Raw genomic sequence first — 15,783 nt, forward strand, 5'->3', positions numbered from 1 at the left:
TCCGGCCCCCGCGCCGTGGGCCCCCCCCCCGGGGGTTTTTTTTTACAACCCCCCGGCGGCGGCCCCCGGGCCCGGGGGGGGGGGGGGGGGGGGGGGCCCCGGGGGCCCCCCCCCCCCCCCCCGACGCGCCCCTCCCGACCCGCTCACGGGCCGGGAGGGAGCCGACCTCAGGAGGTCAGCGAGGTCTTGCGGGTGGAGATGATCTGGTCGACCAGGCCGTACTCGACGGCCTCCTCGGCGGTGAGGATCTTGTCGCGCTCGATGTCGTCGCGCACCTGCTCCGCCGACCGGTTGGAGTGCTTGGAGAGCATCTCCTCCAGCTGCTCGCGCATCCGGAAGATCTCCTTGGCCTGGATCTCCAGGTCGGACACCTGGCCGCGGCCGGTCTCGGTGTACGGCTGGTGGATCAGGATGCGGGCGTTCGGCAGCGCCATCCGCTTGCCGGGGGTGCCGGCGGCGAGCAGCACGGCCGCGGCGGAGGCCGCCTGGCCCATGCAGACCGTGGTGATGTCCGGCTTCACGTACTGCATGGTGTCGTAGATGGCCGTCAGGGCCGTGAACGAGCCGCCGGGCGAGTTGATGTACATCTGGATCTCGCGGTCCGGGTCCATCGACTCCAGGCACAGCAGCTGCGCCATGATGTCGTTCGCCGAGACGTCGTCGACCTGCGAGCCGAGGAAGATGATGCGCTCCTCGAACAGCTTGGCGTACGGGTCGTACTCGCGGATGCCCTGCGTGGTGCGCTCGACGAAGCGCGGGACGATGTAGCGGCCCTCGGCGCGCATGTCCTCGACGCGGGCCTGGGCGGCCGACAGGCTGGGGATGTTCATGGGGGTCCTTGTCCTCCGGGGCGTTGGGGCTGTGGTGTCGCGGGCCGGGCCGAGGCTCAGGCAGCGCCCGTGCCGCCGCCACCGGGGACGTCCGCGGCGCTGTGCATGATCGCGTCGATGAGGCCGTACTCCAGGGCCTCCTCCGGGGTGAACCAGCGGTCGCGGTCGGAGTCGGCGGTGATCTGGTCGAAGGACTGGCCGCTGTGGTGCGCGATCAGCTCGGACATCCGCTTCTTGGTGCGGAGCAGCTGCTCGGCCTGGATGCGGATGTCGGTGGCGGAGCCGCCGAGGCCGGCGGAGGGCTGGTGCATCAGGATGGTCGAGTTGGGCAGCGAGAAGCGCTTGCCCGGGGCGCCCGCGGTCAGCAGGAACTGGCCCATCGAGGCCGCCATGCCCATCGCGATGGTGACGACGTCGTTCTTGATGTACTGCATGGTGTCGTAGATCGCCATGCCGGCCGAGATCGAGCCGCCCGGGGAGTTGATGTAGAGGAAGATGTCCTTGTCCGGGTCCGCGGCCAGCAGCAGCAGCTGCGCGGTGATCTTGTTGGCGATGTCGTCGTCGACCGCCTGGCCGAGGAAGATGATCCGCTCGTTGAGCAGCCGGTTGTAGACCTGGTCGCCAAGGCCGCCGAGCACGTCACCAGCGGCGGCGTGCGGCGCCATCGGGCCAGGCATCTGCATCTGCGGGAACGTCACTTAGCCACCTGCTCAGTCGGTTTGGACGGTCGCTCCACGGCCGTCACGGTGTCGCACAGCTTCCGGGTATCACGTCGTGATTGTTGCTGTCCAAGGACCCTAACGCGCAGGCCGGGCCGCAGAATCCCTCACGCAGAACTGTTCGCTGTGAGCGCAGGGTCGTGGCGGCCGCGGGGTGGGACGACAGCGGGCCCGGACACCGTACGGCGTCCGGGCCCGCTGCAGCCTGGAGGGGCTACCGGGGCGCTCAGGCCTCGGTCTTCTCCTCGGCGGCGGTCTCCTCGGCGGCGGCCTCGACGGCCTCGGCCGACTCGTCCTCGTCGTCGAAGTTGATCTCGTTGCCCTCGGTGTCGACGACCTTGGCGGCCTCGACCACGGTGGCCAGCGCCTTGCCGCGGGCGACCTCGCCGACCAGCAGCGGAACCTGGCCGCCCTGGACGACCTGCTGGGCGAACTGGTCCGGGGTGAGGCCCGAGCCGGCGGCGCGGCGGATGAGGTGCTCGGTCAGCTCCTCCTGGTTAACACCCAGCTCCTCGTTGGCGACGATCTGGTCCAGGACGAACTGGGTCTTGATGCCCTTCTTCGCCTGCTCCTCGATCTCCGCGTCCCACTCCTCGCGGGTCTTGCCCTGGGTCTCCAGGAAGGCGTCGAGGGTGAGGCCCATCGGCTGGAGCTGGTGGTGCTCCACGTTGTGCTTGCGGGTCTCGACCTCGTCCTTGAGGAGCTTCTCGGGGTACTCGATCTCAACCAGGGCGAGCAGCGCGTCCAGGACCTTCTCCTGGGCCTGGGTGGCCTGGTCGTACTCCTTCATGCGCTCGAGGCGCTTGCGGGAGTCGGCGCGCAGGTCCTCCAGGGTGTCGAACTCGCTGGCCAGCTGGGCGAACTCGTCGTCCAGCTCGGGCAGCTCCTTCTCCTGGACGGCGGTGACGGTGACGGTGACCTCGGAGGTCTTGCCCGCCTGGGTGCCACCCTTGAGCTCGGTCTCGAAGGTCTTCTCGTCGCCGGCCGACAGGCCGATGACGGCCTCGTCGATGCCGTCGATCAGGCGGCCCGAGCCGATCTCGTAGCTGACGCCGTTGGCGGTGCCGTCCTCCGGCACCTCGCCGTCGACCTTGGCGACGAGGTCCACGACCACGATGTCGTCGGCCGTGGCGGCGCGCTCGACGTCCTTGACCGAGGAGAAGCGCTCGCGCAGCTGCTCCAGCGACTTCTCGATGTCCTCGTCGGAGACGGCGATCGGGTCGACGGTCACCTCGATGGAGGAGAACTCCGGCAGGGTGATCTCCGGACGGACGTCCACCTCGGCGGTGAACTTGAGGTCACCGCCATCGGCGATCGTCTCGACACCCTCGATGTTGGTGATGTCGGGCTGGCCGAGGACCTCGATCTTGCCCTCGTCGACGGCCTGCGTGTAGAAGCGCGGCAGGGCGTCGTTGACGGCCTCCTCCAGCACGGCACCACGGCCGAAGCGCTGGTCGATGACCCGGTTCGGGATCTTGCCCTTGCGGAAGCCCGGGACCGAGACCTGCTGGTTGATCTTCTTGTACGCCGCGTCGAGGCTGGGCTTGAGCTCCTCGAAGGGCACCTCGACGGTGAGTCGAACCCGGGTCGGGTTCAGAGTCTCGACGGCGCTCTTCACGGTTAGGTCTCCTATGGGCTTGCGGTCAGGTTGTCTCCGCCCGTCCCCGTCACCCGGCCGGAGCCGGAAGGGGTCGGACGAGACGGGCGATGGGCGGTTGGAGCTGCATCTCCCGTGGGGTGGACGGTGAGCTTGACTCCTCGCCCTCGTGCGGTTGACCTGGGTGGACGCCACAGGGACTACCGCCAGCGCCCCATCCTACCGGTACCACGAAAGGCGGACGCCAGACGCCACCGTACCGTCGTCGTGCAGCTCCGATACAGAACAGGGCCCCGCCCCGGTGGGCGAGACCCTGCCGCACTGTCGGGGTGACCGGATTCGAACCGACGGCCTTCCGCTCCCAAAGCGGACGCGCTACCAAACTGCGCCACACCCCGTGGTGCCGAGAGGAAGCGTACACGCCGGGCCTGCACGGCTCGCCGAGTTGTTCAGCTTGTTCCGCACGGGCGCGACGCGCCCGAACCGCGCGGGCGCGCAGGGGAGGCGTGCGCGATGGGGTGTGCACTCGGGCGCCCGGACCAGGTAGGCTGTCCCCCGAACTTCCGGCCGGTGACGGCTGGGAGCGTCGTGCGGGCGTAGCTCAATGGTAGAGCCCTAGTCTTCCAAACTAGTCACGCGAGTTCGATTCTCGTCGCCCGCTCTCCGGTCCGGCCCCGGTGTGCCCAGCACACCGGGGCCGTCGGCGTTTCCGGGCCGGGCGGGCGCCCGAAGCCCGGATCGCGTTCAGAGCCCGAGCCGGGCGGCCCGGGCGGCGGCCCGGTCCAGCAGCTGGTGGACGTCGCCCTCCCGGGTGGTGGGGCGGTCGTTGTACTCGTCCGGGGAACGCGCCGGGCGGCCGGTGGCGTGCAGCACCTCCATCAGCTGGACCCGGGCGGTGCGCACGGTGACCGGGGTGCCGTAGCCGTGCGCCAGGACGGCGGCCTGCGCGCCCAGCAGGCAGACCCGGCCGGCCTCGTCCCACATCGCGCCCTGGAGCCAGCCATGCGCCCCGATGTAGCGGGAGGCGAGCCTGAGGTGGTCGGCCGCGCTGACCGGGACGGGGCGGGCGGGCCGGCCCAGCGCCCGGTCGAGCAGGGTGGCCCTGGGCTCGGGGTGGCCGGCCTGCCAGGGCCGCGGGGTGCTGCCGTACGGGCAGACGTACGGCACCGGGGTGCGCGCGGGGGCGGGCAGCGAGGCGAGGTAGGCCTCGATCTCGGCGACCAGCCCGGAGCCCGCGGGGCCGGACGGCGCCGGCCCGGGGGCGAGGAGGACGGGTGGCGGCGGGGCGGTGGTGCGGGGCATGCGGGTCCTCCGGGCGGACGGCCTTCAGGTTCCGCTGCCCAAAGTGGGGCATACAGGAAATTTCCGCGACCGGAGGACCGCGGGGTCCGCGCGGTTTCCCGGTGGGCGGTCGGGCCGATAGCCTCGGCGCGTTCGAGCGCAGTTCGAGCGCGACCCCAACCGCCGCGCTCCCCGAGGTGGAGGAGTCCCGGTGCATCCGCAGGAGCGACTGGCCGTCATTCAGCGCTGTGTGGTCCGGGAGATGGCGCGACTGGGCCAGGTGTTCCGCCCGGACGGCGAAGTGGTCCGCGGCCCCGGCACCACGGCGGTGGCGGTCCGCGAGCACCCCGGGGACGACGGCGCCGGGCACGTGGACCTCGGCTTCGTGCTGCACCTGGGCCGGGCGGACGCCCCGGTGGTGTGGGACTGCGCGGCCGGCCTCGGCCAGACCGAGGAGGAGAAGCTCGCCAACGCGGTGAAGATGTGGGCGACCACCACCGCCTCGGTGCTGGTCGGGTTCGCGGACGGCCGCGGGGGGCACGCCGACCGTCCGGACCTGCCCGGACTCCCGGGCTGGCGCGCGGTGCAGGGGCCGGCCGCGGTGTTCGGCTTCGGCAACGAGCACCTGGCGGGCTGGCTGGCCGAGCACCGGGTGCTGCCCGCGCTGGCGCCCGCGCTGCGCGCGGAGTTGACCGGCCCGGGGCCGGTGGGCGTCAAGCTCTTCCTGGGCGGGAAGGCGGGGGACGACGTCGCCGAGGTCCGGGTGGGCGGCGAGGTGTCGGAGGCGGCGTCGGCGGCACTGCGCGCGCTGGACTGGCCGCGGGGTGAACGGCTGTGCTGGGCGCGGCTGTTCGTCCTGCTGGCGGCCGAGCCCACAGCAGCGGGGCAGCACACGTCGGCGGGTGCCCTGACACCCGCACCGATGCGTGTCCCGGCCCCGGCGGCGGCACGCCCCCGGGGACTGTTCGCTCGCTGGCGGGAAGCCAGACGGGCCGGCCGGTGACGGTGGCTCGCCCGATCGCCTCCGGGCGTGCCGACGCCGGTGGTCGGCCCGGCCGGATCAGCCGCCGGTGATGCCGGAGATGCTGTGCGCCAGGTTGGCCAGCAGCGAGTTGATGGAGCCCGCGACCGTGGTCTCGTGCAGCATGAAGCCGAACAGGGCGGCGACGATCGCGTGCGGGATCTTCATCTGCTTGTTGCGGATGAAGATGATGCACAGGATCGCGAACAGGACCAGTGCGGAGACGGAGAGTGCCACCCGGACTCACTTCCTCGTTTTCATAGCGGGGTGCCACCGCCCGGCGGCACCTGCGAAAGCCGGACCCCGGCCTGTCCGACGGTCCCGAGGCGGAATCGCGGACCGTCCGGCACGCCGCCGGCGAGGGAGCCCACAGTCGACCGCTGTCTGTCGTGCCGCACGTGACGCCCCCCATCCCCCGAATCCTGAACAGTCCCGCCCGGACTCAGTGTGGTCGACCGTGCCGATTGCGTAAAGGTCTGAAAGTCAGTCCAACGCCGATATCCTGCGGCGCGAGACGACTTTCCGCCGACCGGGACGATAGCGGAGCCATCCTGACGAATCGTCGGCGGGGCCGGGCTGAGCGGCCGGAAAACGGTCTGGGGCGGGTAGCGGAAGCCACTGGTCCGGTCAGTCGACGGGCCGTCCGATTTGGCTGAAGATCAGCTGCCAGGCTTGACAGCGGCGGGCGCCCTCGGCATGTGCCCCGGGACGGGTGTCAGTCCCGCCAGAGCAGCAGCACGGCGCGGTCGTCGTTGATGTCCCGGGCGACCGTCTCGATCAGCGCGGCCGCGGCGCCGGTGCCCGTGCCGGGTCCGCCGCCGGGCACCAGCCGGTCCGCCTCCCCCATCAGCCGGTCCATGCCCTCCGTGAGGTCCCGGCCCGGCGCCTCGACCATGCCGTCGGTGCACAGCATCAGCACGTCGCCGCGGTTCAGCCGGCCGCGCACGCCGTCGAACTTGGCGCCGTCGTAGATCCCGAGCAGCGGGCCCTCGGCCTGCTTGACCTCCCAGCGGCCCTCCCCGGCCAGCCGCTGCATGCCCGGCAGGTGCCCGGCCGAGAGCAGTTCGTACTCGCCGGTGTCCAGGTCCAGCACCAGGTGGACGGCGGTGGCGAAACCCTCCTCCCAGGACTGGCGCAGCAGGTAGCCGTTGGCGGCGGGCAGGAAGTCGTGCGCGGGCAGCGAACCGACCAGGCCGCCGAAGGCGCCGGAGAGCAGCAGCGCCCGGGAGCCGGCGTCCATGCCCTTGCCGGAGACGTCCGCGAGGACCACCTCCAGCAGCCGCTGGCCGGGGCCGGTGCGCGCGGCGACCACGAAGTCCCCGGAGAAGGACTGGCCGCCGGCCGGGCGCAGCGCCATGTCCGCGTGCCAGCCGTCCGGCAGCTCGGGCACCCGGCTCTGCACCCGCAGCCGCTCGCGCAGGTCGAACAGCATGGTGGAGCCGCCCCACCAGGGCACGCCGACCCGGGCCCGGAACTGGGCGAGCAGCAGGCCGCCCACCCCGGCGGCGCCGACCACCAGGGCCGCGCCCGGGGTCACGCCGTAGAGGTAGGCCTCGGGGTTGTCGCTGGCGACCCGCTGGCCGGTGTGGATCACGGACTCGGAGGAGAGGCCGAGCGCGGCCAGCGCGTAGAGCACGACCAGGCTGCCGGGGCGCAGCAGCAGGGCGCCGGCCAGGATCGGCAGGACCAGGGAGGTGGGCGGGGCCCAGTCGGGCATCCAGATGTTGAGCAGGATCAGCAGCGGCACGAGCAGGGCGAGCGCGCAGAGCACCGGCCAGTCGGCGGCGCCGCCGCGGAAGTAGTCCACACCGGCCGTGCGCAGCCTTCGGCGGACCCGGCGGACCCTCTTGCGCAACCGGGCCGTCACGGACTCGGACGCCGGGGCGGCGCCGGGCCTCGTCGCAGTCGTCTGGGGCGGTGTGCCCGGCGCTCTGCCAGCCATGGGGTCCGACCCTATCCACGGGCACCGCCCGGCGTCGACGGGCCGGGGGCGGGCACGGGTGCCGGAGCGCGGGGCGCCCAGTGGGTTTCGGCCGATCGGCGGGGTTGCGGGCGCGTCGTCAGGAGGCGTACGCGGGTTGGGCGTACGAACCGCGCGGGCGGCGCGTGCGCCCCGCGTGCGGGGGTGCCGGCGAGCGGTGGCCTGTGGCCGATCCCACAGGCGGTGCGGGGTCGTCCCGGGCGCGTCCCGCGGCTTCCGGAGCCCCCGTCCCGCGGTTTCCGGTGCCCGTCCCGCGGTTTCCGGGGCGGCCGGAGACGGCGGCGGCCGGTCGCACGGGAGCGTGCGGCCGGCCGTCCGGGGAGGGTGGGTGGTGGGATCAGCCCTGGGGGTGGTGGGCCGGGATCGGCGGGAGCTCGCCGGTGGTCTCGTACTCGCTCAGCATCTCGATCCGGCGGGTGTGCCGGGGCTCGCCGCTGTACGGGGTCTTGAGGAAGACCTCGACGAACTCGGTGGCCTCCTCCAGGGTGTGCATGCGGCCGCCGATGGAGATCACGTTGGCGTTGTTGTGCTGACGGCCGAGCTCGGCGGTCTGCACGCTCCAGGCCAGCGCGGCCCGGACGCCCTTGACCTTGTTGGCGGCGATCGCCTCGCCGTTGCCCGAGCCGCCGATCACGATGCCCAGGGCGTCCTCGTCGGCGGCGGTGCGCTCGGCGGCACGCAGGCAGAACGGCGGGTAGTCGTCCTCGGCGTCGTAGATGTGCGGCCCGCAGTCGACCGGCTCGTGGCCGGCCCCCTTGAGCCACTCCACGAGGTGGTTCTTCAGTTCGTATCCGGCATGGTCGGAGCCCAGGTACACGCGCATGCCATGAGTGTGGCATGCGCGTGCGCCCGGGCCCGACAACGGGTGCGCCGACCGGGGTGGCCGGTGGGGCCGGCCGGTGGAGCCGCCCGGTGGGTCGGCGCCGGCCGGGCGGGTCAGCGCCGGCCGACCAGCTTCCAGGCCAGCGGCAGGGCACCGGCGGCGAGGGCGGCCTTGAGGGCGTCGCCGACCAGGTACGGGTAGAGGCCGAGCTCGGCGGCCCGGGCGAGCGACACGTGCAGCGACAGGGCGAGGTACGGGACGCCGACCGCGTAGATGGCGAGGCTGCCGAGGACCATGGTGACGGCGGTGTTGACCGGGGTGCGGTCGGCGCCGCGGCGGGCCAGCGCGCCGGTCAGGGCGGCGGCCAGGACGAAGCCGAGCACGTAGCCGAAGGAGGCCATCGCCCAGCCGGAGGTGCCCTCGGCGAACCAGGGCAGGCCCGCCATGCCGGCCAGCATGTACAGCACGAGCGAGGCGACGCCGCGGCGGGCGCCGAGCGCGGTGCCGACCAGCAGGGCGGCGAAGGTCTGGCCGGTGACCGGCACCGGCGAGCCGGGGACGTTCACCGACAGCTGGGCGGCCACGCCGGTCAGCGCGGCGCCGCCGGCCACCAGGGCCAGGTCGCGGGCCTGGGCGCCGAGCCGGGTGGAGGCGGCGGGCAGCAGGTCGGCGAGGACGGCGCGGCGCGGTATCGGGGTGGTGGCAGTGGCCATCGGGGCTCCTCCGTGAGGTCCAGGTGAGTGAACACCTGTGAACCTACGCGGTGATCCACTGCGCGAACGGCACGGTTTCGGACAAACCCGGGCCGTCGGGTGTTGTCGGAACCGGTCCCGGACGACTCCTGGTCACAACATGATCACGTTAGGTTTCGACGTGGTCCGCATCGTGAGCCCGAAGCGATCATCTTTGGCATGGACAGGGGCGCCCCCGGATATTGGACAGCTCATGTCGCATACCGCACAGTCTGGAACCGCCTCTATGGCCCCCACCCCCGCCCCTACGGCGACCGGGACCCCCGCCGGTCCCCGCCCGGCCGCCGACCCGGCGTCGGGTGGCCAGCAGCTCACCCACGGGCTGAAGCAGCGCCACCTGTCCATGATCGCCCTCGGCGGCGTGATCGGCGCCGGCCTCTTCGTCGGCTCCGGCGCCGGCATCGCGGCCGCCGGCCCGGCGATCATCCTGGCGTTCGTGCTCTCCGGCCTCCTGGTCATGCTGATCATGAGAATGCTCGGTGAGATGTCCGCCGCCCGTCCGGCCTCCGGATCGTTCTCGGTGCACGCCGAGAAGGAGATCGGCCCCTGGGCCGGGATCACGGCCGGCTGGATGTACTGGGTGATGCTCTGCTGCGGCGTGGCCGCCGAGGCCACCGCCGCCGGGAAGATCGTCAACGGCTGGATACCCGGCGTCTCCGCCTGGGTCTGGGTCGCCCTGTTCATGGTCTTCTTCTGCGCCAGCAACCTCACCGCGGTGAAGAACTTCGGCGAGTTCGAGTTCTGGTTCGCCGCGATCAAGGTCGCCGCCATCGTCACCTTCCTGGTCCTCGGCGGGCTCGGCATCGCCGGCGTGATCGGCCCCGGCGCCCCCGGCACCGCGAACCTCACCGGCCACGGCGGCTTCCTGCCCAACGGCATCGACGGGCTGATCATCGGCCTGCTCGCCTCGGTCTTCGCGTACGGCGGTCTGGAGACCGTCACCATCGCCGCCGCCGAGTCCGACGACCCCAAGAAGAACGTCGCCAACGCCGTGCGCACCGCGGTGTGGCGGATCGGGATCTTCTACATCGGCTCGATGGCCCTGGTCGTCACCCTGGTCTCCTGGAAGGACCCGAAGGTCGTCACCGACGGCCCGTACGTCACCGTGCTGAGCCACCTCGGGGTGCCCGCCGCCGGGACGATCATGCAGGTGGTGGTGCTGGTCGCGCTGCTGTCCGCGATGAACGCCAACATCTACGGCGCGTCCCGGATGGCGTACTCGCTGGTCGGCCGCGGCCAGGGCCCCAAGGCGCTGGCCAAGGTCAGCGGCGGGGTGCCGCGCAGAGCCGTGCTGGTCTCCTGCCTGTTCGGCTTCGGCGCCGTGCTGGCCGCCAAGTTCTGGCCGGACACCGTGTTCACCTGGCTGATGAACACCACCGGTGTGGCGATCCTGGTGGTCTGGCTGTTCATCTGCGTGGTCCAGCTGCGGATGCGCCGCCGGCTGCAGCGCGAGGCGCCCGAGCTGCTCACCGTGAAGATGTGGGGCTACCCGTACCTGACCTGGGTCGCGATGGCCGCGGTGGTCGGCATCCTCGCCCTGATGACCACCACCGAGGGCAACCGCGACCAGCTGTACGCGGCCGGCGTGCTGGTCGCCGGACTCACCGTCGCCGGGCTGCTCAAGCAGCGCCGGGACGCCGCCGCCCTGCGCTGACCCACCCGGACGCGCGGACGGCGAGGGCCCGGTACCGATGGGTACCGGGCCCTGCCGCGTTCCACGCCGCGCTCACGCGTTCCGCGCGGTGCTCATGCGTTCCGCGCCGTGCTCACTCGAAGGAGGGGCCGGCCGTCCGGCTGCGCTTGATCTCGTAGAAGCCCGGGGTGGAGGCCACCAGCAGGGTGCCGTCCCACAGCCGGGCCGCGGCCTCGCCCTTCGGGGCGGGGGTGACCACCGGGCCGAAGAAGGCCACCCGCTCGCCGTCCACGCCCTCGACCGCGATCACCGGGGTGCCGACGTCCTCGCCGACCAGGCCGATGCCCTCCTTGTGCGAGGCGCGCAGGGCCTCGTCGTACGCGTCCGTGTCGGCCGCGTCGGCCAGCTCGACCGGCAGGCCCGCTGCCACCAGGGCGGCCTCGACGGTCTCCCGGTTCTGCGGCAGGCCCTGGTTGTGGAAGCGCAGGCCCAGCTCGGTGTAGAGCCGGCCGAGGACCTCCGGCCCGTGCTGCTGCTCGGCGGCGATGCAGACCCGCACCGCGCCCCAGGCGTTGTCCAGCAGCTCCCGGTAGCTCTCCGGGAGGTCCCGGTGCTCGTTGAGCACCGACAGGCTCATCACGTGCCAGTGCACGTCGACCGGACGCAGCTGCTGGACCTCGGTCAGCCAGCGGGAGGTCATCCACGCCCACGGGCAGGCCGGGTCGAACCAGAAGTCGGCGGTCTTGCGCTCAGCGGCAGTCGTCACTGCGTGTCGTCCTTCGTGAGGTGGTCCGAGGCAGGGAGGAGTTCCGTCCCCGGAACGCCAACACCCGCCCGGCGCCGGTGATTCCGGTGCGAACGCGGCGGCCTGTGCAATGGTACTGACGGCGCGGAGCGTGAAAGGATGGCCCCGCGCGCGGAGCACACCCCGCGCCGAGACCGCACCACCCACAGGCGCACCACCGTGCGAGCCGGACAAAGGAGTACCGCCGTGCCGGGCAAGAACCTCAGCCGCGACGAGGCGCAGCAGCGGGCCAGCATCCTGGCCGTGGACGGCTACCAGGTCCGGCTGGACGTGACCTCGGCCCCGGACCAGGCGGCCGGCACCTTCCGGTCCACCACCACCGTCACCTTCCGCTGCTCCCAGCCCGGTGCGGACACCTTCCTCGACCTGCTCGCCCCCGCCGTCCGCTCGGTCACCCTCAACGGCCGCGCCCTCGACCCGGCCACCGCCTACGACGGCGCCCGGGTGCACGTCGGCGGCCTGGCCGCCGAGAACGTGCTGACCGTCGAGGCGGACTGCGCCTACAGCCGCACCGGCGAGGGCCTGCACCGCTTCGTCGACCCGGTGGACGGCGAGACCTACCTCTACACCCACTACGAGCCGGCCGACGCCCGCCGGGTGTTCGCGAACTTCGAGCAGCCCGACCTGAAGGCCCCGTTCACCTTCACCGTGACCGCCCCCGCGGCCTGGGACGTGTGGTCCAACGCCCCGCACGAGAACGTCACCGCCGAAGGCGACGCCCGCACCTGGGAGTTCACGCCGACCAAGCCGATCTCCACCTACCTCACCGCCGTCGTCGCCGGCCCGTACCACGTCGCCCGCGACCACTACCGCCGCGAGCTGGCCGACGGCACCGCGCTGGAGATCCCGCTCTCCGCGATGTGCCGCAAGTCGCTGGCCCCGTACTTCGACGCGGACGAGATCCTCGGCGTCACCAAGCTCGGACTCGACTTCTTCCACGAGGAGTTCGACTACCCGTACCCCTTCGGCAAGTACGACCAGGCCTTCGTCCCCGAGTACAACATCGGCGCGATGGAGAACCCCGGCTGCGTCACCTTCCGCGAGGAGTTCATCTTCCGCTCGAAGGTCACCGACGCCGCGTACGAGGGCCGGGCCAACGTCATCCTGCACGAGATGGCGCACATGTGGTTCGGCGACCTGGTCACCATGCGCTGGTGGGACGACCTGTGGCTGAAGGAGTCCTTCGCCGACTTCATGGGCTCCTACGGCCTGATCGGCGCCCGCACCCGCTACTCCTCGGCCTGGGTCACCTTCGCCAACCAGCGCAAGGCCTGGGCCTACCGGCAGGACCAGTTCCCCACCACCCACCCGATCACCGCGGACATCCGGGACCTCGAGGACGCCAAGCTCAACTTCGACGGCATCACCTACGCCAAGGGCGCCTCCGTCCTCAAGCAGCTGGTGGCGTACGTCGGTTCGGAGGCCTTCTTCGAGGGCGCCCGCCGCTACTTCAAGCGCCACGCCTTCGGCAACACCGAGCTGGGCGACCTGCTGGAGGTGCTGGAGGAGACCAGCGGCCGCGACCTCAAGGCCTGGGCCGCCGCCTGGCTCCAGACCTCCGGGGTCAACGCGCTCACCCCGCAGGTCACCACCGACGCCGAGGGCCGGATCACCGAGCTGGCCGTGCTCCAGGACGGCGCTGCGGACGATTCCGCGACTCCGTCGCGTGGCCTGCGCCCGCACCGGATCGCGGTCGGCCTGTACGACCGGGACGCCGACGGCGCCCTGGTGCGCACCGGCCGGATCGAGCTGGACGTCACCGGCGCCCGGACCGTCGTCGCCGAGGCCGTCGGGCTGGCCCGCCCGGCGCTGGTGCTGCTCAACGACGACGACCTGACCTACTGCAAGATCCGCTTCGACGAGGAGTCGCTGGAGGGCCTGCGCACCGGCCTCGGCGACATCCGCGACGAGCTGGCCCGCGCGCTGACCTGGTCCGCGGTGTGGAACCTCACCCGGGACGGCCTGATGCCGGCCCGCGACTACGTCGCCCTGGTACTGCGGTTCGCCGGCCAGGAGGGCAACATCGGCGTGCTCCAGTCGCTGCACGCCCAGGCCAAGACCGCCGTCGACCTGTACGCCGACCCGGCCTGGCGCGGCGAGGGCGGCCGGCTGCTCGCCGACGGCGCCCTGCGCGAGCTGCGCGACGCCGTCCCCGGCAGCGACCACCAGCTGGCCTGGGCCCGCTTCCTCGCCCAGACCGCGGGCGGCGCCGAGCACCTCGGCCTGGTCCGCGGCCTGCTGTCCGGCAGCGCCCGGATCGACGGCCTGGAGGTCGACCAGGACCTGCGCTGGTCGCTGTGGCTGGCGCTGGCCGCGTCCGGCCAGGCCACCGACGAGGAGCTGGCCGCCGAGCTGGCCGCCGACAACACCGCGAGCGGCAAGCGGCACCACACCCAGTGCCTGGCCGCCCGGCCCACCGCGGAGGCCAAGGCCGCCGCCTGGTCGGCCGTGATCGACTCGGACGAGCTGCCGAGCGCCCTGGTCGAGGCCAACACCGCCGGCTTCTCGATCCCCTCCCAGCGCGACCTGAGCGCCCTCTACGCGGCGCCGTACTTCAAGCTGCTGGAGCGGATCTGGGCCGAGCGGAGCATCGAGATCGCGATGCGGATCGTCGGCGGCTTCTTCCCGATCGCCCAGACCGACGAGCAGACCCTGGCCGAGGCCGACGCCTGGCTGGCCGGGCACCCGCAGGCCGCGCCGGCGCTGCGCCGCCTGGTGCTGGAGCGCCGGGACGACCTGGCCCGCGCGCTGCGGGCGCAGGCCTGCGACCGGGTCTGACGGGCAGCGCGCACCGCGACGGCCGCGGGCCGCGCCGGCCGTACGCCGCCGTGACCGGGCCGCCATGACCGGGCCGCCGTGAAAGAGGGCCCCGGCCGCTCCCTGGATTCAGGGAGCGGCCGGGGCCCTCTGCCGTGGGAGGCCGGTCAGTCGCGGCGCAGGCCGCGGTCCAGCGCGGCGATCGCGCTGCCCTGGGCGTCGTCGCCGTCCAGCGACCAGACCATCACCCCCGCCAGGTCGTTCCAGCGCGTGTACCGCGCCTTCTGGGTGAGCACCTCGGCGGTGTCGTAGCTGTAGAAGGTGGTGCCGTCGTACTTCCAGGACGCGCCGTGGTCGCGGTCCAGGTGGACCTTGCCCGGCAGCTCGTTGATCTCCCGGTAGGAGCGGTCGGGCGCGGACGCGGTGGCGCTCTGGAAGAGGCCGCCGCGCTTGCCGGGGGCGACGCCGGTCCAGCCGTGGCCGTACAGCGGGGCGCCGAGGACGAGCTGCTCGGAGGGCATCCCGCGCTCCTGGTAGTGGGTCACGGCGGTGTCGGCGCTGCGCTGCCGGGGGTCCGGGTCGGTCGGGTCGGAGTACAGGTTGGCCTGGTGGTTGGCCGGGCCCTTGCCCTCCCAGGGGCCGTGCAGGTCGTAGGTCATCACGTTCAGCCAGTCCATCGACTCGCTCAGCTGCGGCAGTTCGAGCCGGTCGGCGACGGTCTCGTTGGCGGCCACGGCGGCGGTCAGCAGGTAGTGCTTGCCCTTCCTGCCGCTCAGCGCGTCCAGCTGGTCGCGGAACTCCCGCATCAGCAGGGTGAAGTTGTGCCCGTCCTCGGGGCGGACCACGTTGCCCGCGTCCCCGCCGCCGCCCGGGTACTCCCAGTCGATGTCGATGCCGTCGAAGACGCCCGCGGCCGCGCCCCGGCCGCCCTCCGGTGAGTCGGCCAGGACCGGCAGGTCGCCCTTGAGGTAGAGGTCGATGCAGGAGGAGACGAACTTCCTGCGGGACTCGTCGGTGGCGGCCGCGTCGGAGAAGTACTTGGACCAGGTCCAGCCGCCCAGCGAGATGACCGTGCGCAGCTGGGGGTTCTTCGCCTTGAGCTTGCGCAGCTGGTTGAAGTGGCCCTTCAGCGGCTGGCCCGGGGCGTCGGCCACGCCGTCCACCGACTCGGCGGCGGAGAAGGAGCGCTGGTAGTCGTCGCGGGCGTCGCCCTGGCCGGGCTCGTTGCTCTCGAAGCAGGTGCCGTCGGCGGAGACGTTGCCGAAGGCGTAGTTGATGACGGTGAGCCTGGCCGCCTGGCCGGACTCCTGGACCCGCTTGGCGGAGCTGTCGGCGCCCCACTGGGTGAAGTAGCCGACCCGCTGGCCCTTCAGCTTCGGGCCGTGCCGTCCGTCGGCGGCGTTGGCGGTGGCGGGGGCGGCGAGCAGCGCGGCGACGGTGGCGGCGGCGAGCAGGGCTGAGGCGCGAGTGGGCATACCGGACCTGTTCTCTGAAGCGACGTCAAATGGTCTGGACCAGATGGCACAGAGGTTTAGTCCATCCGCCGTTCACCGCACAAGGGGTCGGCGGCAACCGGCGCGGTAT

The 15,783-nt window shown here is 72.4% G+C and carries 13 protein-coding genes and 2 tRNA genes; 4 read left to right on the forward strand and 11 right to left on the reverse strand.

The features are described 5' to 3' along the window. Positions 1 to 167: 167 nt before the first annotated feature. The 4 genes from ACGF13_RS39095 to ACGF13_RS39110 all read right to left on the reverse strand — a co-directional run bounded on the left by ACGF13_RS39095 (position 168) and on the right by ACGF13_RS39110 (position 3,544). Positions 168 to 830: an ATP-dependent Clp protease proteolytic subunit gene (locus ACGF13_RS39095; RefSeq protein WP_392884317.1), complete on the reverse strand. Its 663-nt coding sequence runs from the start codon at positions 828 to 830 to the stop codon at positions 168 to 170. 56 nt (positions 831 to 886) lie between these two features. Continuing rightward, positions 887 to 1,507, reverse strand: coding sequence for an ATP-dependent Clp protease proteolytic subunit (locus ACGF13_RS39100; RefSeq protein WP_392884367.1), 621 nt, complete (start codon positions 1,505 to 1,507; stop codon positions 887 to 889). A 268-nt stretch (positions 1,508 to 1,775) separates the two neighbouring features. Beyond that, positions 1,776 to 3,167, reverse strand: a complete 1,392-nt coding sequence (tig, locus tag ACGF13_RS39105; RefSeq protein WP_392884318.1) for a trigger factor — start codon at positions 3,165 to 3,167, stop codon at positions 1,776 to 1,778. Positions 3,168 to 3,470: 303 nt separating this feature from the next. Next, positions 3,471 to 3,544, reverse strand: a tRNA-Pro gene (locus tag ACGF13_RS39110). Positions 3,545 to 3,736: 192 nt separating this feature from the next. Here ACGF13_RS39110 and ACGF13_RS39115 point away from each other — a divergent pair. Continuing rightward, positions 3,737 to 3,807: transfer RNA gene (locus ACGF13_RS39115), tRNA-Gly, on the forward strand. Positions 3,808 to 3,890: 83 nt separating this feature from the next. Here ACGF13_RS39115 and ACGF13_RS39120 read toward each other — a convergent pair. After that, on the reverse strand, positions 3,891 to 4,448 hold the full coding sequence (locus tag ACGF13_RS39120; protein ID WP_392884319.1) for a hypothetical protein: 558 nt from the start codon (positions 4,446 to 4,448) through the stop codon (positions 3,891 to 3,893). A gap of 190 nt (positions 4,449 to 4,638) precedes the next feature. On the opposite strand from ACGF13_RS39120, the gene ACGF13_RS39125 reads away from it, so the two are divergent. After that, entirely contained in the window at positions 4,639 to 5,430 is a 792-nt protein-coding gene (locus tag ACGF13_RS39125; protein WP_392884320.1) for a DUF6348 family protein, read from the forward strand. Between the two features lie 57 nt (positions 5,431 to 5,487). On the opposite strand, the gene ACGF13_RS39130 is transcribed toward ACGF13_RS39125, so the two are convergent. The 4 genes from ACGF13_RS39130 to ACGF13_RS39145 all read right to left on the reverse strand — a co-directional run bounded on the left by ACGF13_RS39130 (position 5,488) and on the right by ACGF13_RS39145 (position 8,965). After that, entirely contained in the window at positions 5,488 to 5,685 is a 198-nt protein-coding gene (locus tag ACGF13_RS39130; protein WP_359914825.1) for a hypothetical protein, read from the reverse strand. Between the two features lie 478 nt (positions 5,686 to 6,163). Then, positions 6,164 to 7,390 carry a PP2C family protein-serine/threonine phosphatase gene (locus ACGF13_RS39135; protein WP_392884321.1) on the reverse strand — a complete coding sequence of 409 codons (1,227 nt, stop codon included), beginning with the start codon at positions 7,388 to 7,390 and terminating at the stop codon, positions 6,164 to 6,166. A gap of 376 nt (positions 7,391 to 7,766) precedes the next feature. Next, positions 7,767 to 8,252, reverse strand: a complete 486-nt coding sequence (locus tag ACGF13_RS39140; protein WP_392884322.1) for a ribose-5-phosphate isomerase — start codon at positions 8,250 to 8,252, stop codon at positions 7,767 to 7,769. A gap of 113 nt (positions 8,253 to 8,365) precedes the next feature. Then, complete coding sequence (locus ACGF13_RS39145) at positions 8,366 to 8,965, reverse strand: biotin transporter BioY (RefSeq protein ID WP_392884324.1); 600 nt, start codon at positions 8,963 to 8,965, stop codon at positions 8,366 to 8,368. Between the two features lie 265 nt (positions 8,966 to 9,230). Here ACGF13_RS39145 and ACGF13_RS39150 point away from each other — a divergent pair, with 265 nt between their 5' ends. Next, on the forward strand, positions 9,231 to 10,658 hold the full coding sequence (locus ACGF13_RS39150; RefSeq protein WP_392884325.1) for an amino acid permease: 1,428 nt from the start codon (positions 9,231 to 9,233) through the stop codon (positions 10,656 to 10,658). A 112-nt stretch (positions 10,659 to 10,770) separates the two neighbouring features. Here ACGF13_RS39150 and ACGF13_RS39155 read toward each other — a convergent pair whose 3' ends face one another. Further along, the gene (locus ACGF13_RS39155) at positions 10,771 to 11,403 is read right to left on the reverse strand and encodes a DsbA family protein (protein WP_392884326.1); all 633 of its coding nucleotides are present in this window, start codon (positions 11,401 to 11,403) and stop codon (positions 10,771 to 10,773) included. A 225-nt stretch (positions 11,404 to 11,628) separates the two neighbouring features. Here ACGF13_RS39155 and pepN point away from each other — a divergent pair, with 225 nt between their 5' ends. Then, positions 11,629 to 14,220 carry an aminopeptidase N gene (gene pepN, locus ACGF13_RS39160; RefSeq protein ID WP_392884328.1) on the forward strand — a complete coding sequence of 864 codons (2,592 nt, stop codon included), beginning with the start codon at positions 11,629 to 11,631 and terminating at the stop codon, positions 14,218 to 14,220. A gap of 146 nt (positions 14,221 to 14,366) precedes the next feature. Here pepN and ACGF13_RS39165 read toward each other — a convergent pair whose 3' ends face one another. After that, on the reverse strand, positions 14,367 to 15,674 hold the full coding sequence (locus tag ACGF13_RS39165) for a glycoside hydrolase family 18 protein (protein WP_392884330.1): 1,308 nt from the start codon (positions 15,672 to 15,674) through the stop codon (positions 14,367 to 14,369). Positions 15,675 to 15,783 lie beyond the last annotated feature (109 nt).

Origin of the sequence: Kitasatospora sp. NPDC048286, from assembly GCF_043201735.1 — a bacterium.
Taxonomy (GTDB): Bacteria; Actinomycetota; Actinomycetes; order Streptomycetales; family Streptomycetaceae; genus Kitasatospora.